The organism is Jiangella ureilytica (assembly GCF_004348545.1).
Taxonomy (GTDB): Bacteria; Actinomycetota; Actinomycetes; order Jiangellales; family Jiangellaceae; genus Jiangella; species Jiangella ureilytica.
Genome location: NZ_SMKL01000058.1, coordinates 1 through 21914, shown reverse-complemented (window position 1 = coordinate 21914; position 21914 = coordinate 1). Strand labels below are relative to the sequence as shown.

Here is a 21914-nt window from a genome sequence, read left to right as displayed (position 1 = left end):
GAGGTCCGATGATCTGGGAGCTGGGCATCCTCGCCGGCGCGCTGGCCGGCCTCGGGCTCGCGCTCGTGGTGCGCGAGCTGGTGCCGGCGCAGCCGCACCTGCGGGCCACGCTGGGCCGGCTGCACGACACCGGCACCGAGACCACCCGGGCCTTGGAGCCGCAGGCCACCCAGTCGAGCTCGCTGTTCCAGGATCGCCTCGGCCGGTTCCTCGAGCAGCGGCTGCCGTCGCTGGTCGGCTTCCGGCTGCCGCGCCAAGAGCTCGATCTGCTGCGCATCCCGGCCTATCGCTACTACGGCGAGAAGGCGCTGTGGGCGCTGCTCGGACTGGCGTTCCCCGCCATCCTGACGCTCACCCTGATGATCACCGGCGTGTCGCTGCCGTTCACGGTGCCGGCGTTCGTCGGGCTGATCCTCGCCGTCGTCATGTGGTTCCTGCCCGACATCGAGACCCGGCAGAAGGCGAACAGCGCGCGCGAGGAGTTCACGCGCGCGCTGGGCGCCTACATCGACCTCGTCGCGCTCGAGCGGGCCGGCGGCGCCGGTTCCACGCAGGCACTCGAGAACGCCGCCGAGGTGGGCGACTCCTGGGTGTTCCAGCGGCTGCGCGAGGAGCTGGCCCGGGCGCGGTGGTCCGGCACGACGCCCTGGGAGGGGCTCCACACGCTGTCAATGCAGCTCGGGCTCAGCGACCTGGACGATCTCGCCGACATCATGCGGCTGTCCGGAGAGGAGGGAGCCACGGTCTACGAGAGCCTGCGCGCGCGTGCCAGTGGCCTGCGCGACGCCACCCTGTCGGCCGAGCACGCCCGCGCCAATGCTGACAGCGAACGAATGGTCATGCCGGTCGCCCTTCTGGGCGTCGTTTTCATGGCTCTCCTGGCGGCACCGACGGTGATGCGTATGCTCGAATGACCTTTTGTCCGTTATTTCCTCAGCTAGGAATTCCCCGGTTCCGGCACGTCACAGAAGTCTCCCCGGACATGCCTACAGCTGTGACGGGTCGGGAACAGCCCGCACCCCCGAGAGGAACACGACAATGCTGCAACTCCAGACATGGATGACGGTCCTGTCCGCAGAGCTGCGCGACCGCCTCGCCGAGCTGACCGAACGCCGCCGCGAGCAGGGCGCCACGACCCTCGAGTACGTCGTGATCGCCGCCGCGGTGTTCGTCGCCGCTGTCGCCCTGGTGGGCATCATCATCGGCGTCATCAACCGCGAACAAGCGAAGATCCAGTAGGGCCATGAGCCGCCGGCCACGTGACGGGCAGCGGCGTCCTGTCACCTCGTCCCTCACGGCACCCGTCGCCCCCCGGGACCTGGCGGTCGCCGCCAGGCGTAGCCGCCGCCCCCCCGGACGTCCTGAACGAGGCGCGGCGACGCTGGAGCTCGTGGTCCTGTTCCCGGTCGTCCTGCTCATCACCTTCGGCGTCATCGAGGGCGCGTTGTGGTACCACGCCCGCAACGTCGCGCTCGCGGCCGCCGAAGAGGGCGTGCGCGCGGCCACGAGCAACGGCGCCACCGTCGCCGACGGTGTGGCCGAGGCCCGGTCGTTCGCCCAAGAGGCGGGCGCCGACGGCGTCCTCAGCGCCGTCGCGGTCTCGGCCAGCGGTGGCGACACCGAGGTCACCATCACGGTCGAGGGATCGTCGCAGAGCCTGTTCCCCGGCTGGTCAGGGCACCTGGTGTCCCAGTCGGCCAGCGGCCCGGTCGAACGCTTCACGGGGCCGGACTGACATGGCCGCGCGTGCAGGGCGCACCGAGCGCGGATCGGCCACCGTGGAGCTCGCGGTGGTCGCTCCCGGGCTGCTGATGATCATCGCGCTGCTGGTGCTGGGCGGACGGGTCACCATCGCCGGCGGCTCGGTCGAGCACGCGGCGGCCGAGGCGGCCCGGACGGCCTCCATCGCCCGCACCGAGACCGAGGCGCTGACCCAGGGCCGCGATGCCGCCGAGGCGTCGCTGGAACGGCAGGACCTCCTGTGCGTCGGCGGCCCGTCCATCCAGATCGACACCAGCCAGTTCAGCCGTCCGCCGGGCGAGCCCGCCACCGTCTCGGCGACGGTCACGTGCCGCGTCCAGCTCTCCGACGTCGCCATCCCCGGCCTGCCCGGCTCGCGCGAGATCACCGAGACGGTCGAGAGCCCGCTCGACACCTACAGGATGCGCGAATGAGGGCCCGGCTCCGGCTCGACGGCCAACGGGGCGCCGTCGCGATCTTCGCCGTGGTCATCGTCATGGCGTTGTTCCTGGCCATCGGGCTGGTCGTCGACGGCGGCGGCAAGATCCGGGCCATGCAGCGGGCCAACGCCCTGGCCGCCGAGGGCGCCCGCACCGCCGCCCAGCTGGTCATCATCGACGGCGACGGCGCCGGTCACCCGACCATCGACTTCGCGCAGGCCTGCCGGGCCGCCACCAGCTACGTCACCGCGGCCGGCGGGCAACCCACCGACTGCCGCCGCGTCAACGACACCACCGTGCAGGTCGACACCGCGATCACCTACGACAACGTCTTCCTGTCCCTGATCGGGCAGCCGACATCGCAGGCCACTGGCAGCGCGCAGGCCCGCCTCGCGCGCGGAGTCGGTGAGGAACAGTGAGGAGAGCCCCCGTGCCTCGAACCCATCGCAGCACCCGCCCCCGGCGCACGATGTCATTTGGGACTGACGTCAGACCTCGCGGTCGGCGATCGCGGTTCGGATCCGTCCTGCGCGGCCTGGGAGCACTGGTCGTCATCGTCGTGGTCCTGGCCGGCATCCCGCTCGCGCTCACGGCGCTGGCCGGCAACCCGCTGCCCGACTCCGTGCCCAGCTGGGGCGACGTCACGTCCGCGCTCACCGAGCCCGACGACGGGTCGCTGTTCCTGCAGGCGCTGCTCTGGATCGCCTGGCTGGGCTGGATCAGCTTCGCCGTCGGCCTGCTGGTCGAGATCCCGGCCGCGCTCAGCGGCCGCAAGGCGCCACGCCTCCCGGCGCTGCGGTTCCAGCAGCGCGCCGCCGCCGGGCTGCTGGCCGCCGTCGCCGCGGCGTTCGTCGTCGGGCCTGTCGGCGCGGCCACCGCGGCCGAGCCCGTCCAGCCGCCCGCACCGCAACGGGCCCCCGTCACCACGGCACAGGCGCCCGCCCAGGCCGCCCCCGAGGTCGCGACCACCGAGGCGGCACCGGCCACTGAGGCGGCCACACCGGCCATGGCCCAGCGCACCCACACCGTCCAGCGGGGCGAGTCGCTCTGGCGCATCGCCGAGCAGGAACTGGGCGACGGCATGCGCTGGCCCGAGATCGCCGAGCTCAACTACGGCACGCCCCAGCCCGGCGGCGGGTCGCTCGACAACACCCACTGGATCGCGCCGGGCTGGCAGCTGCGGCTCCCGCCCGAGCCGGCCACGACGGCCGCCCCGGTCGCCGACACCGGCGCCACCACGCACGTCGTGGCCGAGGGCGACACCCTCTGGGACATCGCCGAGCAGCGGCTCGGCGACGGCGCCCGCTACCCCGAACTGGTCGACGCCTCCCGCGACACCGTCCAGCCCGACGGCCGCCGCCTCACCGACCCCGACCTCATCCGGCCGGGCTGGACCATCACCGTCCCCGGCACGGCGGGGGCGCCTCCGGTCGTGGCCGACCCCATCTCGCGCGAGCCTGCGCAGCCGCCGGCCGAGGAACCCGCCGCCCCGCCGCCCGCCGAGGAACCGGCCCAGCCGCCCGCCGCCGAGGAACCGGCCCAGCCGCCCGCCGCCGAGGCTCCGGCCGAGGAGCAGCCGCCGGCCGAGGCGCCGGTGCAGCCGCCGGCCGCGCAACAGCCCGATGACGCCGAGCTCGGCGACGCCGCCACCCAGGCCGTCGGCGACGACACCGTCGTGCCCCTGCGCACCGCGGCCGGCGTCGGCGCACTCATGGCCGCCGGCGTGCTGGGCGTCCTGGCCGTCCGCCGGCGCACGCAGCAGCGCCGCCGCGAGCCGGGCGAGCGCATCGCCATGCCGGCCGGCGCACTGGCCGGCACCGAACAGGAGCTGCGCGGCGTCGCCGACCCGATGAGCGTCGAGCTGGTCGACCTCGCGCTGCGCGGCCTCGCCGCCGACTGCGCCCGGCGCGGCGTCGCGCTGCCGCCGCTGCGCATCGGCCGGCTCACGTCCGAGCAGTTCGAGCTGTACCTCACCGACACCGCGCAGCTGCCGGAGCCGTTCGTCGCCACCGAGCAGGGGCACGTGTGGCTGCTGCCGGCCGCCGCGGTGCGCGCCCTCGACGCCGCCGAGCTGCGCGAGGTGCCGGCCCCGTACCCCAGCCTGGTCACCGTCGGGCACGGGCCCGAGGACGGCCACCTGCTGCTCGACCTCGAGCGGCTCGGCACGCTGGCCGTCGTCGGCGACCACGACCGGTCCCGCGAGGTCATGGCGGCGCTGGCGGTCGAGCTGGCCACCAGCCCGTGGGCCGACGACCTCCAGGTCACCCTGGTCGGCACCTGCCCCGAGCTGGCCGACGGCCTCGACACCGGCCGCATCCGCCACCTGCCGACGGTGGGCAGCCTGCTCGGCGAGCTGACCACACGCGCGCGCAACGACCGCGTGGCACTGGCCGAGTCCGGCGCCTACTCACTCGACGACGCCCGGGCCCGCGGGGTCGCCGTCGCCGCCTGGACTCCGGAGATCGTGCTGCTGGGCACCCCGCTCGGCCCCGACCAGGAGGAACAGCTCGCCGAGCTGGTCGAGTCGCTGCCCCGGGTCGCCGTCGCGGCGGTCACCAGCGGGCACGGCGCCGTCGGCCAGTGGTCGCTCGAGCTCACCGACGGCGATCCCGACGCCGCCGTCCTGCAGCCCGTGGGCGTCGAGGTGCAGCCGCAGCGGCTCGACCGGCACCAGTACGCCCAGATCCTCGAGCTGCTGGGCATCACCTCGCAGCCGGCGGTGCGGCCGTGGGTCGACACCTCCGGCCACCCGGTCGGCGAGCCGGATCCCGGCGCCGTCGGCCCCGGCCTGCTCGAGCCGCTCGACACCCTCGAGGCCGACTTCGACCGCCTGGCCGCACCCGACGCCGTCGACGACCGGGCTGCCACCGACGACGAGGTGCCCGAGCCCGAGCCCGCCCACCACGTCGTGCCGGGCGAGGGACCGACGGTGCTGCTGCTCGGCCCGGTCGAGGTCGAGGACGCCGAAGGGCCGGTCGAGCAGTCCAAGTACCGCCAGCTCACCGAGATCGCCGCGTTCATCGCGCTCAACCCCGGCCGCGGCCACTCCGCGCTCGACGACGCCATGTGGCCGGGCAGCCGGGTCACGCAGAACACCCGCAACACCGCCATCTCGAAGCTGCGCCGCTGGTTCGGCCGCGACATCCACGGCGACGACTATCTGCCCCGCGTCGACTCCGGCTACCGGTTCCACCCCGGCGTCAGCACCGACTGGGACCAGTGGCGCGCCCTCGTCGGCGACGACCCGACCCTGGCCGGCACGCCGCAGCTGGTCGCGGCGCTCGAACTGGTCCGCGGCCAGCCGTTCACCGGCGTCAACCCGCGCCGCTACGGCTGGGCCGAGCACCTCAAGCAAGAGATGATCTCGGCCATCGTCGACGCCGCGCACGAGCTCGCCCAGCGGGCCATCCGCGGCGGCGACGCCCACCTCGCCCGCAAGGCGTCGACCATCGGCCTGCAGGTCGAGCCCGGCATGGAGCTGCTGTGGCGCGACCGCATCCGGGCCGAGCACCTGGCCGGCAACCGGGCCGGCATCGACGACGCCATCGCCCGCATGACGGCCATCAGCGCCGACCTCGGCGACGACCTCGAGGACGCCACCGTCCGGCTCATCGCCAAGCTGACCAGCCCGGCGCCGCAGCGGTCCGGCATTCCGGAACGCCTGTAACCACCGGCCGCAGTGTCGAAGGGCGCCGCCCTCGCGATGGAGTCGGCGCCCTTCGTCGTCGTGTCAGTGCCGCACGGCTCAGCGGGTGCGGACCAGCGCCTGGATCTCGCCGACGGGAACGACGGTGCCGTTCCACGGGCTCTCGAGGGTGTCGGGCACCCCCGGCAGGTTCACCTCGACACCGCCCATGGTGAAGGTGACGTCGTAGACCAGGCGGGCCTGGGCCGCGAAGCCCGGCCGGCCCTCGAAGTCCTCGGTCGTCTGGTCGTGCGACATCTGCAGGTACACGTGCTCGCAGCCGCGCGAGCGCTCTTCGAGGTCGGGCTCGCACTCGAGGAACTCGGAGCCGTCGCCGGGATCGATCTCGACGTGGCTGAGCGTCCCGGTGGCCTGCAACGGGCCGGCGACGCTGCCGATGATCTCGCCGTCGCCGAGTCCATCGATGGAGTACTGCGTGTCGGCGCCGACATAGGTCATGCCGGCCGGCGTGAAGCTCATGGTGAACGCCGGCGTCTGCAGCCGTCCGAGCGCCTGCCAGCCGAGGCCCGGGAGAGCGCCCTCGTACGGCTCGATCCAGCGCCACCTCTCGTAGAGCTCGTCTTGGCCGGGCACGCGGCACTGGACGAAGGTGAAGATGTGGTCAGGGCTCGGCCGGTGCGCTTCCGGCCACTCGGACTCGGGCAGCGGCGACGGAATGTCGGCACGGCACGCCTTGGTGCCGAGGCAGAACTCGTCGTACGGCTCCTCGGTGAGGTCGCACCGCGGACCCCCGCCGCCCTCGCCGCCATCACCGCCGCCGCCATCCTCGTCGGGGTCGGGGCAGATGTTGACGTACTCGAAGACGCCGGGGCTGACCTGGATCAGGACGTAGCAGGGATCGCTGGCGGGCCCGGCCGCGGCCGGGCGCACGACGGCCGCCTGACCGGGGACGACGGAGCCGAGCAGGCCGACCAGCAGGGCGACGGCCGCGACGAGGACCTGGGACACGCGTCGGGGGCTCAGCATGTGATGGTCCCTCCAGGTTCGATGGCGTCGCCGATGAGCCAGGAGCCATCGGCGTTCACCACCTCGTACACGATGGGATGCGGCGTCAGCTGCTCCTCGGCGGGCGGGATCGCCTCGCCCGTGACCAGCTCCGGCGACCACGCCGACTCGTCCATGCAGGCGCTCACGACGCCGGAACTCGAGACGACCTGGACGTTGACATCGGTGATGACTGGCTCGCCCACTCGGACGATCCCTTGGTCGGCATAGCGTGTCGCGATGCCGGCGTTGAACTCGATGGTGGCTTCGGTGGCGAGGCCCTCGAACAGCGCGGCGGGGTCGTCGGAGCGGCCGCTCTGGGCCTCGACGACCGCGTCCATGAACTGTTCGAACACCGTTCGGATCGCCTCTTCGGCCTGCGAGGCGGGGTTCTCCGTGACGGTGGCCGTGGGTTCCGGTGCCGCGGGCTCGCCGGCGTCGCCGTCACCACTGCACGCGGTGACCGCCAGGATGCACGCCAAGCCGACCGTGAAGCGCCGGCCCGCCCGGGGAAACGAGCCGCTCATGCTGGGACAATAGCGATCAAGCCATGACACGGGCAACACGAACGCCGTGAACTGTCGATGTCATTTGCCCTGGCCGTGGCCCGAATCCGCGCGGCACGCGGCGAGGTTGAGGCCGTCCGCTGTGGGTAGAATCGGCGCGACACGCCCCAGGAAGGACCCACCCCCGGATGACCTCGCTTCGCTACCAGTTGGGCGACACCGGTCCGGCCATCGCTGAGATCCGCTCCAAGCTCACCCAGCTGGGGTTCCTCGACGACACCGCGCCCGGCCCCCACACGTTCGACGAGGACGTCGACCAGGCGGTCCGTCAGTTCCAGCAGGAGCGCGGGCTCACGGCGACGGGCGTCGTCGACGAGACCACGTACCGCGTGCTCGACGAGGCCCGCTGGCGCCTCGGCGACCGCCTGCTGTCCTATGTGGTGGGCAACCCGCAGGCCGGAGACGACGTCATCGCGCTGCAGCGGCGGCTCTCCGAGCTCGGGTTCGACGTCGGCCGGGTCGACGGCGTGTTCGGCTCGCGCACCGGCGACGCCCTGCGCGAGTTCCAGCGCAACATCGGGCTCCCCGCCGACGGCACCTGCGGGCCCAGCACGTTCAAGGCGCTCGGCCGGCTGGCGCCCATCGTCACCGGCGGGCGGCCCGAGAACCTGCGAGCGGTCGAGGCGCTGCGACAGGCCGGCAAGCGGCTTCCGGGCAAGGTCGTCGTCATCGATCCTGGTCATGGCGGTCCCGACCGCGGCCACCGTGCCCACGGGCTCGACGAGGCCTCCGCCGTCGAGGACCTCGCGGCCCGCATCGAGGGCCGGCTCACCGCCACCGGCGTCCAGACCTACCTGACCCGCGGCCCCGGCTCCGACGCGTCGCCCTCCGAGGCCGAGCGGGCGGCGTTCGCCAACGACTCCGGCGCCAACCTGCTCGTCTCGCTGCACGTCGACGCCCACCCGAACCCCGAGGCCTCCGGCGTCGCCACCTACTTCTACGGCAGCCGCGAGCCGGGCACGGCCAGCGCCATCGGCGAGCAGTTCGCCGGCCTGGTGCAGCGCGAGATCGTCGCCCGCACCGACCTCGTCGACTGCCGCGCGCACCCGAAGACCTGGGACCTGCTGCGGCACACCAAGATGGCCGCCGTCCGGGTCGAGCTCGGCTACATCACCAACGACGGCGACGCCGCCCGGCTGGCCGACCCCGACTTCCGCGACGTCGTGGCCGAGGCCATCGTCGTCGCCATCCAGCGGGTCTACCTGCCGTCCGGCGAGGACGCCACCACGGGCGTGCTGCGGTTCCACGACCTCGCCACCGGCTGAGACCGCCCGCCACGACCTGAGACCGAACTGCCCGAATCGCGGGCAATGGATTCGCCACCACCTGGCCCGATGAGGCACAGTTGACCCTGGGGTACCGGAGGTTTCCGGCCCCGGCGTCTGTGTCGGTCCGTTCCGGGAGGTGTGTACGTGAGCCAGCAGCCCAGCCCGAACCGGAAGTCGACCGACGCAGCAGCAGCCACCGGCTCACGTCTGGACTCCTACGTCGACCGCTACGCCAAGCGGACCCATGGCATGACGGCCTCCGAGGTGCGCTCGCTGTTCGCCGTGGCCTCGCGTCCCGAGGTGGTCTCGCTGGCCGGCGGCATGCCGAACATCTCCGGGCTGCCCCTCGACGTCGTGGGCTCCCTGGTCAACGACCTCGTGGCCAAGCGCGGCATGACGGCGCTGCAGTACGGCTCCGGCCAGGGCGATCCGGCGCTGCGCGAGCAGATCTGCGACGTCATGCGCCCGGTCGGCATCGTGGCCCACCCCGACGACGTCACCGTCACGGTCGGCTCGCAGCAGGCGCTCGACCTCGTGACCCGCATCTTCATCGATCCGGGTGACGTCATCCTGGCCGAGGCGCCGTCCTATGTCGGTGCATTGGGGACGTTCCGGTCGTACCAGGCGTCGGTCGTGCACGTCGAGATGGACGAGCACGGCCTGGTGCCCGAGCGGCTGAGCGCGGCCATCGCCGCCGTGCGGGCCAGCGGCAAGACCATCAAGTTCCTCTACACCATCCCGAGCTACCACAACCCCGCCGGCGTCACCATGACGGCGTCGCGGCGGGCCGAGGTGCTCGAGATCAGCCGCCGGGCCGACGTCCTCGTCATCGAGGACGACCCCTACGGCCTGCTGGGCTTCGACGGCGAGGTGCCGCGTGCCATCCGGGCCGACGACGCCGAGCAGGTCATCTACCTGGGCTCGTTCTCCAAGACGTTCGCGCCGGGGCTGCGCGTCGGCTGGGCGCTCGCGCCGCACGCGGTCCGCGAGAAACTGGTCCTGGCCGCCGAGAACAGCGTGCTCTGCCCGCCGGCGTTCAGCCAGCTCACGGTGTCCGAGTACCTTGCCGGCCACGACTGGATGGCACAGGTCAAGGACTTCCGCGAGACCTACCGCGAGCGCCGCGACGCCATGCTCGAGGCGCTCGACGACCTCATGCCGGCAGGCGCGCACTGGACCCGTCCCAGCGGCGGGTTCTACGTCTGGCTCACGCTGCCCGACGGCATCGACGCCAAGGCCATGCTGCCGCGCGCCGTCACCAACCGGGTCGCCTACGTGCCGGGCACGGCCTTCTTCGCCGACGGTTTCGGCTCGCGATCCATGCGGCTGTCGTACTGTTACCCGACGCCCGAGCGCATTCGCGAAGGCGTGCGCCGGCTGGCTCAGGTCATCGAGCAGGAGATGGAGCTGCGAGCCACGTTCGGGGCCTGGGGAGCCGCACAGCGGCCCGGCCTCGACGCGCCGGGGCCCGACCAGAGTTGAGGGGTTCCGTTCCAGCATGAGTGATCTCGGCCGCGTTCTCGTCCTCGCCGGCGGCCTCTCGCACGAGCGCGACGTGTCGCTGCGCTCGGGCCGACGGGTCGCCGAGGCACTGCGCGAAGTGGGTCTCGACGTCGAACAGCGCGATGCCGACGCCGACCTGCTGGCGTCGCTGCGCAACGACGCACCGCATGTCGTGTTCCCGCTGCTCCACGGCGTGCAGGGCGAGGACGGCGCCATTCAGGAGGTGCTGTCGCTGGCCGGGCTGCCGTACGTCGGCTCGGCGCCCACGGCATGCCGCATGGCGTTCGACAAGCCCGTGGCCAAGTCCACCGTGCGGCGCGCGGGCATCGCGACGCCGCGGTCGGCCGTGCTGTCGCAGTCGACGTTCCGCGAGCTGGGCGCCGGCGTGCTGCTCGACGCGCTGGTGACCCGGCTCGGGCTGCCGCTGGTCGTGAAGCCGGCCCGCGGCGGATCCGCCCTGGGCACGACGGTGGTGCGAGCGGCCGAAGACCTGCCCGCGGCCATGGTCGAGTGCTTCGCCTACGGCGAGCCGGCGCTGATCGAGCAGTGGATCGACGGCACCGAGGTGGCCGTGTCCGTCCTCGACACCGGCGACGGCCCCCGGGCGCTGCCGGCGGTCGAGATCGTGCCCGAGTCGGGGACCTACGACTACCACGCCCGCTACACGGCCGGCACCACGGAGTTCTTCGTGCCCGCTCGGCTCTCCGCCGAGGTGGCGGCCGCGGTCGCCGAGGTGGGCGTCGCGGCGCACCGCACGCTGGGCCTCAGCGACCTGTCGCGCACCGACGTCATCGTCGACCGCGACGGCGTTCCCTGGCTCCTCGACGTCAACGTCGCACCGGGCATGACCGAGACGTCGCTGCTGCCGCAGTCGGTGCAGGCGGCCGGGCTCGACCTCGGCGTGCTGGCCCGCGACCTGCTGGCCGCCGCCGTCGAGCGGCACCGGCGCGACGCCGGCTGAGGCCTCCCCGCCGTCCAGCGGGGGGCCGCCGTCACTCGGCCTCGTCGGCACCGTCCGCGTCGCGCAGCTGCCTGACCATGCGCGGGTCGATGGTGCCCACGATGCGCTCGAGGTCGTCGATGCTGGCGAACTCGATGGTGACCTTGCCCTTGCTGCGGCCGAGGTCGACCTTGACGCGGGTGTCGAGCCGCTCGGAGAGGGCGGCGGCGATGTCGGACAAGCGCGGAGCCACCGGGCGACCCGTACGGCGGGCCCGGGCCTTGGGCGCCTCGTTGGAGTCGTCGAGCGCCACGATCTCTTCGACGCTGCGGACACTCAGGCCCTCGGCGACGATCCGCTGCGCCAGGCGCTCCTGCGCGGCGCCGTCGGCCAGCCCCAGGAGCGCACGAGCGTGCCCGGCGGACAGGATGCCGGCGGCGACCCGGCGCTGGACCAGCGGCGGCAGCTTGAGCAGCCGGAGCGTGTTGGAGATCTGCGGCCGGCTGCGCTTGATGCGCACCGCCAGCTCGTCGTGCGTGCAACCGAAGTCGTCGAGCAGCTGCTGGTAGGCCGCCGCCTCTTCCAGCGGGTTCAGCTGGCTGCGGTGCAGGTTCTCGAGCAGCGCGTCGCGCAGCATGTCGTCGTCGCGCGTGGTGCGGACGATGGCCGGGATGGTCGGGAAGCCGGCCTCCTTGGTGGCCCGCCACCGCCGTTCACCCATCACCAGCTCATAGCGGCCGTTCTCGAGCTGCCGGACCACGATCGGCTGCAACAGGCCGACCTCTTGGATCGACGAGACGAGCTCGGCGAGCGCGTCCTCGTCGAAGACCTGGCGCGGCTGCCGGAGATTCGGGACGATCGCGTCGACCGGGATCTCGGCGAACGTCGCGCCGTCGACGGGGAGGAGGTCGTCGCCGCCGGGCGCCGTTTCACGTGAAACCTGCGCGGCGGATCCGTTGGGGACGTCGGCCTTGTCCGGGAAGAAGACGTCGACCGGCGATGTGCGCAGCGCGTCGCTGCCCGCCGGGTCCGCCGTCGGGATCAGGGCGCCGAGACCGCGCCCCAACCCCCTCCTCTTCTCAGCCATGAAGCGTCTCCCCGTGTGTGTTGCCCGATGCTCCCCGCTCCGCGATCTCGCGCGCGGCTTCCAGATACGACAGCGCGCCGCTGGAGGCGGCGTCGTACGTCATCACGGTCTGCCCGTAGCTCGGCGCCTCGCTGATGCGGACCGATCGCGGGATCGCCGTCTTCAGGACGGTGTCGCCGAAGTGCCGGCGGACCTCCTCGGCCACCTGTGCGGCCAGCCGGGTGCGGCCGTCGTACATGGTGAGGAGGATGGTCGAGACGGCGAGGTCGCGGTTGAGGTGGGCCCGGACCATGTCGATGTTCTTCAGTAGCTGGCTCAGACCTTCGAGCGCGTAGTACTCGCACTGGATGGGGATCAGCACTTCGTCGCCGCCCACGAGCGCGTTGACCGTCAGCAGGCCCAGCGACGGCGGGCAGTCGATGAACACGTAGTCGTACTCGACGCCCGGCGACTGCAGGTGCTGGTCGAGCGCCTTCCGCATGCGCGACTCGCGGGCCACCATGGAGACCAGCTCGATCTCGGCGCCGGCGAGGTCGATGGTCGCGGGCACGCACCAGAGACCGTCGATCTCCTCGACCTTCTGCACGACGTCGCCGATGGGCGTCTCTTCGACCATGACGTCGTAGATGCTCGGGATCTCGGCGTGGTGGTCGATGCCCAGAGCGGTCGAGGCGTTGCCCTGCGGGTCGAGGTCGATGACCAGGACGCGCAGCCCACTGACGGCCAGGGCCGCGGCGAGGTTGACCGTCGTCGTGGTCTTGCCCACGCCGCCCTTCTGGTTCGCGACCACCATGACCCGCATCTGGTCGGGTTTCGGCATGGGCGCAGTGCGGCGGCCCACGGCCATCAGCGCGACGGCGGCCTCGCGCGCGATGGGGGTGTCCATGTCGGCCAGCGAGCCCGACATCGCGAAGCCGGCCAGATCGGCCGCCGAACGTACGTGGGTGCTCGCAGCCGGTTCGGCCGGTCGGTCGCCCGCATTCACCGAAATCTCACGCTCCAGGTTCGACGGTCCGCCCGTCGGATCAATGGTCCCACTGATGCGCGGCCAGCCGTTGGCCGACCGCCGTTCCCCCGCAGCGCTGTCGATTGCGACGACCCCACCGGTCGCGGGCCAACCCAGGCCCGCCACGACGGTGGCATCGGTCATCTCTTCGTCCTCCGTTGTCGTGCACGTCCTTCCGGCGTTCCCGTACGGCCGGCCTCCACGACGGCGATCCGCGCCACCGGGTCGACCACGCCTGCGCCGGCTTCCTCAACTCTCCACGACGTCGCGCCCATTCTCGCCAATGACGCGGCAGAATCCCGCAACTCTTCCGAAACCGACCGTCCCTTGAGCGCCAGCAGCACTCCTCCGGGCCGCAACAGCGGCAGGGTCCACCCCGCCAGCCGGTCCATGGGCGCCACCGCCCGCGCCGTCACGACGTCGAAGCGCCCCCGTGGCCGGACGTCCTCGGCGCGTGACCGCAGCACGGTCACGCCGTCGAGACCGAGGGCCGTGACCGTCTCCGTCAGGAACTCGCATCGACGCAGCAGCGGCTCGATCAGCACGATCTCGAGATCGGGCCGGGCGATCGCCAGAGGTATGCCCGGCAGGCCGGCACCGGAACCCACATCGGCCACCGTCAGCCCCGGATCGACCAGCGAGCCGAGCACCGCGGAGTTGAGGATGTGGCGGTCCCAGAGCCGCGGGACCTCGCGCGGGCCGAGCAGGCCGCGCTCGATCCCTGGGCCGGCCAGCTGTTCCGCGTACACGACAGCGAGCGGCAACCTGTCCCCGAACAGCGCGGAGGCCGAGTCCGGCACGGCGATGACGTCGTCCACGAACTCGGCCTCCAGAGAACTTCAACGGTGTGGTTTCACGTGAAACACGCGCTGGTTGCCTTTCCCGTGCGCGACTCGCCCTCGCCTGCGACCTCGCGGTCGGCGAACGAGGCTACGCGGGCATCACCACGACGTAGCGGCGCGGCTCCTCGCCCTCGGACTCGCTGCGCAGGCCCGCCTCGGCGACGGCGTCGTGGACCACCTTCCGCTCGAACGGGGACATCGCACCCAGCGACTCCGGCTCGCCGGAGGACCGCACCGCCTCGATGACCCGCTTCGCGAGCTCGAGGACCTCAGCGCGCCGGTTGGCCCGGAAGCCGCCCACGTCGAGCATCAGCCGGCTGCGCTCGCCCGTCTCGCGCACGACCGCCAAGCGCGTGAGCTCCTGCAGCGCCTCGAGCACCTTGCCGTTCTCGCCGACCAGCGCGTCGAGGCCCGAACCGATGATCGAGACGACCGCGCGGTCGCCCTCGACGTCCATGTCGATGTCGCCGTCGAGATCGGCGATGTCGAGCAGTTCCTCCAGGTAGTCCGCCGCGATGTCGCCCTCGCGCTCGAGTCGCTTCGCCAGGCTCACCCCGGTGTCGCTCTCTCGCTCCTGCGCCGCATCGAGTTCCGTGCCAGCGTCGCTCACCATCGACTCCTTCTACGTTCGTGCGTGGGACGGGTCTACTTCCCGTCGAGCCCTGCTGCCGGTGCGGTCGCGACCGCCGGCTACTTCTTCTTTCGCTGCTGCGAGCTGCGCTGCGAGCGCGTGGTCTTCTTCGGCTGCCGCCGGACGACCTCGGTCGGCGTCTCCGGCTCCGCGGCCGCCGCGTCCGGGGTCGGGAGCGGCTCGCCCTTCTTGCGCGCCTTCTCCTCGAGCCGACGCTGGTGCGCCTTCTCGGCCTCGGTGCCGGGCGCCGGCATGCGCCGGATGACGTAGAGCTGCTGGCCCATGGTCCAGATGTTCGACGTGAGCCAGTACAGCACCGTGCCGAGCGGGAAGTAGACGCCGGAGAACGCGAAGACCAGCGGCAGCACGTACAGGAGGATCTTCTGCTGCTGCGCGAACGGCCCTTCGAGGGCCTCCTTCGGCATGTTCTTGCGCATGATCTGGCGCTGCGTGATGAACTGCGTGGCACACATCAGGACGACCATCACGGCGGCGATGATCCGGGTGTTGACGCTCTCGGCGTTCAGGAACGTGTCGGCCAGGCGGGCGCCGAAGATCTGGGCCTGGCCGGCCGACTCGAAGAGCTCGGGCTGGCTGGTGAACGCCCCCCGCTCGTGCCCCTTGGCGACGCCGTCGAGCACCCGGAACAGGGCGAACAGGAACGGCGCCTGGAGCAGGATGGGCAGGCAGGACGAGAACGGGTTGGTCCCGGTGTCCTTGTAGAGCTTCATCATCTCCTGCTGGAGACGCTCGCGGTCGCCCTTGTACCTCTTCTGCAGCTCCCGCAGCTGCGGCTGGAGGATCTGCATCCTGCGCTGCGACTTGATCTGCCGCACGAACAGCGGGATCAGCAGGATGCGGATGACCACGACGAGGCCGACGATGGCCAGCGCCCAGTTCACGCCGTCGTGACTGATGCCGATCAGCTGCTCGAAGACCCAGTGCCAGCCGATCATGATCCAGCTGACCAGGTAGTACAACGGCGCGAGGATGGTATCCACGGGTGTATCAGACTCCTCGGAGAGAGGTCGGTGCGCCGGGCGGCAGGTCCGCCCTCGGCGCGGAAGCTCCATGCGACGGCGCCGCCTGCGGCTCGTCGTCGCCGTCCGTCCCGGCTGCCCGGCCCCACCAGCGGTAGTTCTCGCACGTGGGGACGAGATCGACACCGCCGGCGCACCAGGGGTGGCACCGGCCGAGCCGACGGAGGGCCAGCCAGCCTCCACGCAGGGCACCGTGCCGCTCCACCGAGCTCAAGGCGTACGCCGAGCAGGACGGGTAGTAGCGGCAGGTCTGCCCGTACAGCGGGCTGATGACTGCACGGTAGCCCTTGAGGAAGGCGACCAGGATGATCTTCATCGGCGCCGCTCCGCTCGGGAGACGGCGCGGTCGACGGCGGCGTCGAGCTCACGCGCCAAGGCGGAGCTGGGAGCGCCGGCGATGCCCGGGAGCGCCCGGACCACGAGCTTGGAGCCGGCGGGGAGCCGGGCGATACGATCGGCGAGCAGGTGACGCAGACGGCGTCGCACGGTGTTGCGCACCACTGCACCCCCAACCGTGCGTCCGACGACCAGACCCACCGACGCCGGCGCGGCATCGGATGTGTCCGGCGCGGCGGGCTCGCCGGCGGGCAGCAGATGCACGACCATGGTCGGCCGCCCGACGCGGACGCCGCGGCGCACGACCACCCGGAAATCGGCCGAGCGCCTGAGCCGGTGCTCGGCCTTCAGCACCTCGGATCGTCGAGCGAGCGCAAGCGTGCCGGCCGGATCAGGCGGACAGCTTGGCACGGCCCTTGCTGCGGCGGGCGGCAAGGATGGCACGGCCGGCGCGCGTACGCATACGCAGCCGGAAGCCGTGAGTCTTCGCACGACGGCGGGTGTTCGGCTGGAAGGTGCGCTTGACCACGTCCGGGCTCCTGTGTCGATCGGTGAGATGTGCGTGCTTTCGGGTGCCGTGCGGGATCCGCGCATCCCCGGGAATCGAACCCCGGGCATGACAACAGGAGCCCTCGTCGGACCGATTTACGGTACGCGGTCGCCGCACCTCAGGTCAAACTCGGCGGCCGGAGCGACGCCGCTCACGCGACAACCGCTCATCGTGGCACCAGGATAGGTCCCTAGCGCGGCAGCGACACGCCGATGTCCACAGCCGAACCTGTGGACATCAGTTGAAGCGCAGGCCGCATGTTGTTAGCGTCACGTGCTCCAGCACGCTGTCCGCACGAACCGACCCCTCCACGGGGGTCCCACGTTCGCGCAGGTCACAATAGAGCGGATGGCGACAAAGCGGCACGTGTCGCCACCCTCCACACCCTGTGGACGACGATGTGGACAACGGCAAGACGGGGGTGGCCGAGCCAGTCGCCACTGCTTTTCTGGATGGGTTGTCGGCCGGCGGCCCACCGCCGAGCTTGGAGGGAACCGTGGCAGACGAGGCCGGTATCGACTTCCCGACCGCCTGGGCCAAGGCCCTGACCGATCTCGAGTCCATCGAGATCGGCCCGCAGCAGCGCGCCTTCCTCTCGCAGGCGCGTCCCGTCACGCTCGTCGAGGGGACCGCCGTCATCTCCGTCCCGAGCGACTTCGCCCGGGCCCAGGTCGAGCAACGGCTGCGCGCGCACATCGTCGACGCCCTGGCCGCGGTGCTCGGCCACCCGGTCGGGCTGGCCGTCAGCGTCAGCCCGCCGGCCGACAGCGGGCCGCTCGACCCCGTCCCGCCGCCGCCTCCCATGAGCGCCGGCTACCTCGACGCGCCGGCGTCGGCGTCGGTCGACACCGAGGAGATCCCCCTGGTCTCGGCGGCGGCCGAGGCACCCGCGTTCCTGCCGCAGCGCTCGCCGTCCGACACCCGCCGGGGCGACGTCGAGCCGCACCTGAACCCGCGCTACACGTTCGACACCTTCGTCATCGGCTCGAGCAACCGGTTCGCGCACGCCGCCACCGTCGCCGTCGCCGAGGCTCCGGGCAAGGCGTACAACCCGTTGCACGTCTACGGCGAGTCGGGCCTGGGCAAGACGCACCTGTTGCACGCCATCGGCCACTACACGCGGACGATGTACCCCGGCACCCGGGTGCGCTACGTGAGCTCCGAAGAGTTCACCAACGACTTCATCAACTCCATCCGCGACGACAAGGCGTCGGCGTTCCAGCGCCGGTACCGCGACGTCGACGTCCTGCTCATCGACGACATCCAGTTCCTCGAGGGCAAGATCCAGACGCAGGAGGAGTTCTTCCACACGTTCAACACGCTGCACAACGCCAACAAGCAGATCGTCATCACCTCCGACCGGCCGCCGAAGCAGCTGTCGGCGCTCGAGGACCGTCTCCGCAACCGGTTCGAGTGGGGCCTGACGTGCGACGTGCAGCCGCCCGACCTCGAGACGCGCATCGCGATCCTGTCGAAGAAGGCCACCCAGGACCACCTGAACGTCCCGCCCGACGTGCTCGAGTACATCGCCAGCCGCATCGCGACGAACATCCGCGAGCTCGAGGGCGCACTGATCCGGGTCACGGCGTTCGCCAGCCTCAACCGGCAGCCGGTCGACCTCTCGCTGGCCGAGATCGTCCTCCGCGACCTCGTGCCCACCGACTCCGGGCCCGAGATCACCGCCGCCACGATCATGGCGCAGACGTCGGCCTACTTCGGGCTGACCATCGAGGACCTGCAGGGCACCAGCCGGAGCCGGGTCCTCGTCACGGCGCGGCAGATCGCCATGTACCTGTGCCGCGAGCTGACCGAGCTGTCGCTGCCGAAGATCGGCCAGCACTTCGGCGGCCGCGACCACACCACCGTCATGCACGCCGAGCGCAAGATCCGCCAGCTGATGGCCGAGCGGCGCAGTGTCTTCAATCAGGTCACCGAACTGACCAACCGCATCAAGCAGCAGGCCCGGCAGTCGTGACCGGCGCCCGCGCCCCTCTGGCCGGAGAACGACGAGCACGCGGAGTGATCGACTTCTCACAGGCTGTGGACAAGTTTGTGGACATGAGCGCCCCGGCCGTGGACCGCATCGGGGAAAGTGTCACCGACCGGTGGACAACCTCGGACGGTCCACGTCACCCACTGCTCGCACCCACAGCCCTCGTGGACAACGGTAGCGCCGCTCACCTGCGACGTTCATCGTTTTCCACACTTTCCACCAACGCTATGACCATGACTGATCTATCCATGGATCAATGGGCAGCGCACAAGCCTGGCGGGCCGGTTCCTGTGGATCGTGTGATTCACGGCCGTCGTTTGACGCCTATGGCCGTCACTGTCAGCGGCCCGTGGAAGGATGACGTCGAACCACAACGACCCGGGCTCGCGCCCGAGGGGAGGACGGACCGGTGAAGTTCCGGCTCGATCGCGATGTACTGGCAGAGGCGGTGGCCTGGACGGCCCGCACCCTGCCCAACCGGCCGACGGTGCCGGTCCTGGCCGGCCTGCGCATCGACGCGTCCGACACCCAAGTGACGTTCTCGTCGTTCGACTACGAGGTGTCCGGGCGCGTGTCCGTCGAGGCCGACGTCGCCGACGGTGGCACCGTCCTGGTCTCCGGCCGGCTGCTCGCCGACATCGCCCGGTCGCTGCCCAACAAGCCGGTCGACCTGCACGCCGACGGCTCCAAGGTCACCATCACCTGCGGCAGCGCGCGCTTCACCCTGCTGACGCTCCCGGTCGAGGAGTACCCCGACCTCCCCTCCATGCCCGACTCCTCCGGCACCGTCGACGGCACCGTCCTGGCCGAGGCCGTCACCCAGGTGGCGGTCGCCGCCGGGCGCGACGACATGCTGCCGACGCTCACCGGCATCCGCATCGAGATCGAGGGCGAGACCGTCACCCTGGGTGCCACCGACCGGTACCGCCTGGCCGTGCGCGAGTTCACGTGGAACCCCGGCACGCCCGACATCTCCGCGGTCGCCCTGGTGCCGGCCCGCACGCTCGTCGACGCCGCCAAGACGCTGGGCCCGGCGGGCCAGGTCACGCTGGCACTGGGCACCGGCTCGCAGGACAGCCTGCTGGGTCTGGCCGCCGGCGGCCGGCACACCACCAGCCGGCTCATCGACGGCGAGTGGGTGCCCAACTACCGCCGCCTGTTCCCGGCCGAGACCGCCACGGTCGCCCGGGTCGAGATCTCCGCGCTGGTCGAGTCGGTGAAGCGCGTCGCCCTGGTGGCCGAGCGCAACACCCCCGTCCGGCTCGCCTTCGACGAGGGCCAGGTCGTCCTCGAGGCCGGCAGCGGCGAGGACGCGCAGGCATCCGAGGCGCTGCCCGCCGAGGTCCAGGGCCCGGCCATCGCCACCGGCTTCAACCCGGGCTACCTCCTCGACGGCCTGCAGGCGCTGGGCACGCCGTTCGCGCACCTGTCCTTCACCGACACCCCGCTGAAACCCGTCGTCATCCAGGGGGTGGCCAGCCTCGAGGCCGAACCCGACGGCGGCTACCGCTACCTGGCCATGCCCATCCGGCTCTCGGGCTGACGACGTCCCGGCCGCACCGGTCGCACGCGCCGGTACCGGCGCGCAAGGATGGTGACATCGGGGTGCGCCGCGGCTCGGCGTGACGGAGGGGTCAGGCACCACCGATGGCGATGGGGGCCGAGAATCCCCCTGAGTCCTCGGTCCAGGGTGAATGTCGACCAGAGCGAGGTTGGGAACCTCCGCACGACACCGACTTCATAGGCTGATCGCTACGGGGAGGAACACTGGTGGCCACGGAAGGGAACGTCATGGAGCTGGGCCTGGTCGGCCTCGGTCGCATGGGCGGCAACATGCGCGAGCGGCTGCGTCGCGCCGGGCACACGGTGGTCGGCTACGACCGCAACCCCGGTGTCAGCGACGTCGGCAGCCTGAAAGAGCTGGTCGAGCGGCTGTCCGCGCCACGGGCCATCTGGGTCATGGTCCCGGCCGGCGACCCCACCCGGGCCACCGTGCAAGAGCTCGCCGACCTCCTCGACGACGGCGACCTCGTCATCGACGGCGGCAACTCGCGGTTCACCGACGACCGCCAGCACGCCGACATCCTGGCCGCTCAGGGCGTCGGGTACGTCGACTGCGGCGTGTCCGGCGGCATCTGGGGCCTCGAGGTCGGCTACGGCCTCATGGCCGGCGGCGCGAAGGAGCACGTCGAGCGGCTGATGCCGATCTTCGACGCGCTGCGCCCCGAGGGCCCGCGCGACGAGGGGTTCGTCCACGCTGGCGGCGTCGGCGCTGGTCACTACGCCAAGATGGTCCACAACGGCATCGAGTACGGCCTCATGCAGGCCTACGGCGAGGGCTACGAGCTGCTGGCCGCGTCCGGCATCGTCGACGACATCCACGGCACGCTCAAAGCGTGGTCGCGCGGCACCGTCGTCCGGTCCTGGCTGCTCGACCTGCTGGTCCGGGCGCTCGAGCAGGATCCGTCGCTGGCCGAGATCGAGGGCTACGTCGAAGACTCCGGCGAGGGCCGCTGGACCGTCGAAGAGGCGATCCGCAACTCCGTGCCCGCGCCCGTCATCACCGCGGCGCTGTTCGCCCGGTTCGAGTCCCGCCAGGACGACTCCCCCGCCATGAAGGCCGTCGCCGCACTGCGCAACCAGTTCGGCGGCCACGCGGTGAAGGCGGCGGGGCCCACGTCCGGGGCGGGCGACACCCGCACCTGAGCCCCGGGAGCGGCCGCCCATGCACGTCGCCCATCTGTCGCTGGCCGACTTCCGCTCGTACGCCCAGGTCGAGCTGCCGCTCGATCCGGGCGTCACAGCGTTCGTCGGCCCCAACGGCCAGGGCAAGACCAACCTCGTCGAGGCGCTGAACTATCTCGCCACGCTCGGCAGCCACCGGGTCGCGCAGGACGCCCCGCTCGTGCGGCTCGGCGCCGAGCGGGCAGTCGTGCGCGGCAACGTGGTCGAGACCGCCGGCGGCGAGCATCGCAGCACGCTGCTCGAGATCGAGATCACGCCGGGCCGGGCCAACCGGGCCCGGCTGAACCGGTCCCCGGTCCCCCGCCCGCGCGAGCTGCTCGGCGTCCTGACGACCGTGCTGTTCGCGCCCGAGGACCTCGCGCTGGTCAAGGGCGACCCGTCCGAGCGGCGCCGGTTCCTCGACGAGCTGCTGGTGGCCCGGGCGCCGCGGTTCGCCGGCGTGCGGTCCGACTACGACCGGGTGCTCAAGCAGCGCAACGCCCTGCTCAAGTCCGCCGGCACGGCAATGCGGGCCAGCCGGGGCGGGGGCGGCGGGAG

At 71.8% G+C, this 21914-nt stretch carries 23 protein-coding genes; 13 read left to right on the top strand and 10 right to left on the bottom strand.

What is annotated here, in order from left to right:
- Positions 1–8 precede the first annotated feature (8 nt).
- The 6 genes from E1212_RS21605 (at position 9) to E1212_RS21580 (ending at position 5847) form a co-directional block, all read left to right on the top strand.
- Complete coding sequence (locus tag E1212_RS21605) at positions 9–914, top strand: type II secretion system F family protein (RefSeq protein WP_131986281.1); 906 nt, start codon at positions 9–11, stop codon at positions 912–914.
- A gap of 124 nt (positions 915–1038) precedes the next feature.
- A complete protein-coding gene (locus E1212_RS21600) occupies positions 1039–1239 on the top strand; it encodes a hypothetical protein (RefSeq protein ID WP_131986279.1) in 201 nt (66 codons plus the stop codon).
- 151 nt (positions 1240–1390) lie between these two features.
- The gene (locus E1212_RS21595) at positions 1391–1735 is read left to right on the top strand and encodes a TadE family protein (RefSeq protein WP_203417073.1); all 345 of its coding nucleotides are present in this window, start codon (positions 1391–1393) and stop codon (positions 1733–1735) included.
- Positions 1736–1778: 43 nt separating this feature from the next.
- The gene (locus E1212_RS21590; RefSeq protein ID WP_203417072.1) at positions 1779–2174 is read left to right on the top strand and encodes a TadE/TadG family type IV pilus assembly protein; all 396 of its coding nucleotides are present in this window, start codon (positions 1779–1781) and stop codon (positions 2172–2174) included.
- Entirely contained in the window at positions 2171–2599 is a 429-nt protein-coding gene (locus tag E1212_RS21585; RefSeq protein ID WP_131986273.1) for a TadE/TadG family type IV pilus assembly protein, read from the top strand. The genes E1212_RS21590 and E1212_RS21585 overlap by 4 nt, the downstream gene beginning before the upstream one ends.
- 11 nt (positions 2600–2610) lie before the next feature.
- Positions 2611–5847 (top strand): AfsR/SARP family transcriptional regulator, encoded by a 3237-nt coding sequence (locus E1212_RS21580; RefSeq protein ID WP_131986271.1) that lies wholly within the window; start codon positions 2611–2613, stop codon positions 5845–5847.
- Positions 5848–5925: 78 nt separating this feature from the next.
- Here the strand turns inward: E1212_RS21580 and E1212_RS21575 are convergent, their stop codons facing one another.
- Entirely contained in the window at positions 5926–6852 is a 927-nt protein-coding gene (locus tag E1212_RS21575) for a hypothetical protein (RefSeq protein ID WP_131986269.1), read from the bottom strand.
- The gene (locus E1212_RS21570; RefSeq protein ID WP_131986267.1) at positions 6846–7397 is read right to left on the bottom strand and encodes a hypothetical protein; all 552 of its coding nucleotides are present in this window, start codon (positions 7395–7397) and stop codon (positions 6846–6848) included. The genes E1212_RS21575 and E1212_RS21570 overlap by 7 nt, the downstream gene beginning before the upstream one ends.
- Positions 7398–7564: 167 nt before the next feature.
- Here E1212_RS21570 and E1212_RS21565 point away from each other — a divergent pair, with 167 nt between their 5' ends.
- From E1212_RS21565 to E1212_RS21555, 3 genes are all read left to right on the top strand, one after another.
- Positions 7565–8701 carry an N-acetylmuramoyl-L-alanine amidase gene (locus E1212_RS21565; protein WP_131986266.1) on the top strand — a complete coding sequence of 379 codons (1137 nt, stop codon included), beginning with the start codon at positions 7565–7567 and terminating at the stop codon, positions 8699–8701.
- Between the two features lie 147 nt (positions 8702–8848).
- Positions 8849–10186: an aminotransferase-like domain-containing protein gene (locus E1212_RS21560; protein ID WP_238992437.1), complete on the top strand. Its 1338-nt coding sequence runs from the start codon at positions 8849–8851 to the stop codon at positions 10184–10186.
- Between the two features lie 16 nt (positions 10187–10202).
- Positions 10203–11168: a D-alanine--D-alanine ligase family protein gene (locus E1212_RS21555; protein WP_131986264.1), complete on the top strand. Its 966-nt coding sequence runs from the start codon at positions 10203–10205 to the stop codon at positions 11166–11168.
- A 31-nt stretch (positions 11169–11199) separates the two neighbouring features.
- Here the strand turns inward: E1212_RS21555 and E1212_RS21550 are convergent, their stop codons facing one another.
- The 8 genes from E1212_RS21550 to rpmH form a co-directional block, all read right to left on the bottom strand.
- Positions 11200–12234 carry a ParB/RepB/Spo0J family partition protein gene (locus E1212_RS21550; protein WP_131986262.1) on the bottom strand — a complete coding sequence of 345 codons (1035 nt, stop codon included), beginning with the start codon at positions 12232–12234 and terminating at the stop codon, positions 11200–11202.
- Positions 12227–13120 (bottom strand): ParA family protein, encoded by an 894-nt coding sequence (locus tag E1212_RS21545; protein WP_131986321.1) that lies wholly within the window; start codon positions 13118–13120, stop codon positions 12227–12229. The genes E1212_RS21550 and E1212_RS21545 overlap by 8 nt, the downstream gene beginning before the upstream one ends.
- A gap of 260 nt (positions 13121–13380) precedes the next feature.
- The gene (gene rsmG, locus E1212_RS21540) at positions 13381–14058 is read right to left on the bottom strand and encodes a 16S rRNA (guanine(527)-N(7))-methyltransferase RsmG (RefSeq protein WP_238992436.1); all 678 of its coding nucleotides are present in this window, start codon (positions 14056–14058) and stop codon (positions 13381–13383) included.
- 112 nt (positions 14059–14170) lie between these two features.
- On the bottom strand, positions 14171–14695 hold the full coding sequence (locus tag E1212_RS21535; RefSeq protein ID WP_131986258.1) for a Jag family protein: 525 nt from the start codon (positions 14693–14695) through the stop codon (positions 14171–14173).
- Between the two features lie 77 nt (positions 14696–14772).
- On the bottom strand, positions 14773–15714 hold the full coding sequence (yidC, locus tag E1212_RS21530; RefSeq protein ID WP_203417071.1) for a membrane protein insertase YidC: 942 nt from the start codon (positions 15712–15714) through the stop codon (positions 14773–14775).
- 7 nt (positions 15715–15721) lie between these two features.
- Positions 15722–16069: a membrane protein insertion efficiency factor YidD gene (gene yidD, locus E1212_RS21525; protein ID WP_131986254.1), complete on the bottom strand. Its 348-nt coding sequence runs from the start codon at positions 16067–16069 to the stop codon at positions 15722–15724.
- Positions 16066–16443, bottom strand: coding sequence for a ribonuclease P protein component (rnpA, locus tag E1212_RS21520; RefSeq protein ID WP_131986252.1), 378 nt, complete (start codon positions 16441–16443; stop codon positions 16066–16068). The genes yidD and rnpA overlap by 4 nt, the downstream gene beginning before the upstream one ends.
- A gap of 37 nt (positions 16444–16480) precedes the next feature.
- The gene (gene rpmH, locus E1212_RS21515; RefSeq protein WP_053203721.1) at positions 16481–16618 is read right to left on the bottom strand and encodes a 50S ribosomal protein L34; all 138 of its coding nucleotides are present in this window, start codon (positions 16616–16618) and stop codon (positions 16481–16483) included.
- 517 nt (positions 16619–17135) lie between these two features.
- Here rpmH and dnaA point away from each other — a divergent pair.
- From dnaA to E1212_RS21495, 4 genes are all read left to right on the top strand, one after another.
- A complete protein-coding gene (dnaA, locus tag E1212_RS21510; protein ID WP_238992435.1) occupies positions 17136–18614 on the top strand; it encodes a chromosomal replication initiator protein DnaA in 1479 nt (492 codons plus the stop codon).
- A 427-nt stretch (positions 18615–19041) separates the two neighbouring features.
- Positions 19042–20175 (top strand): DNA polymerase III subunit beta, encoded by a 1134-nt coding sequence (dnaN, locus tag E1212_RS21505; RefSeq protein ID WP_131986250.1) that lies wholly within the window; start codon positions 19042–19044, stop codon positions 20173–20175.
- A gap of 248 nt (positions 20176–20423) precedes the next feature.
- Positions 20424–21338, top strand: a complete 915-nt coding sequence (gnd, locus tag E1212_RS21500) for a phosphogluconate dehydrogenase (NAD(+)-dependent, decarboxylating) (protein ID WP_131986317.1) — start codon at positions 20424–20426, stop codon at positions 21336–21338.
- 19 nt (positions 21339–21357) lie between these two features.
- Positions 21358–21914 (top strand): AAA family ATPase (locus E1212_RS21495; RefSeq protein ID WP_131986248.1); only part of this gene is annotated, 557 nt, incomplete at its 3' end.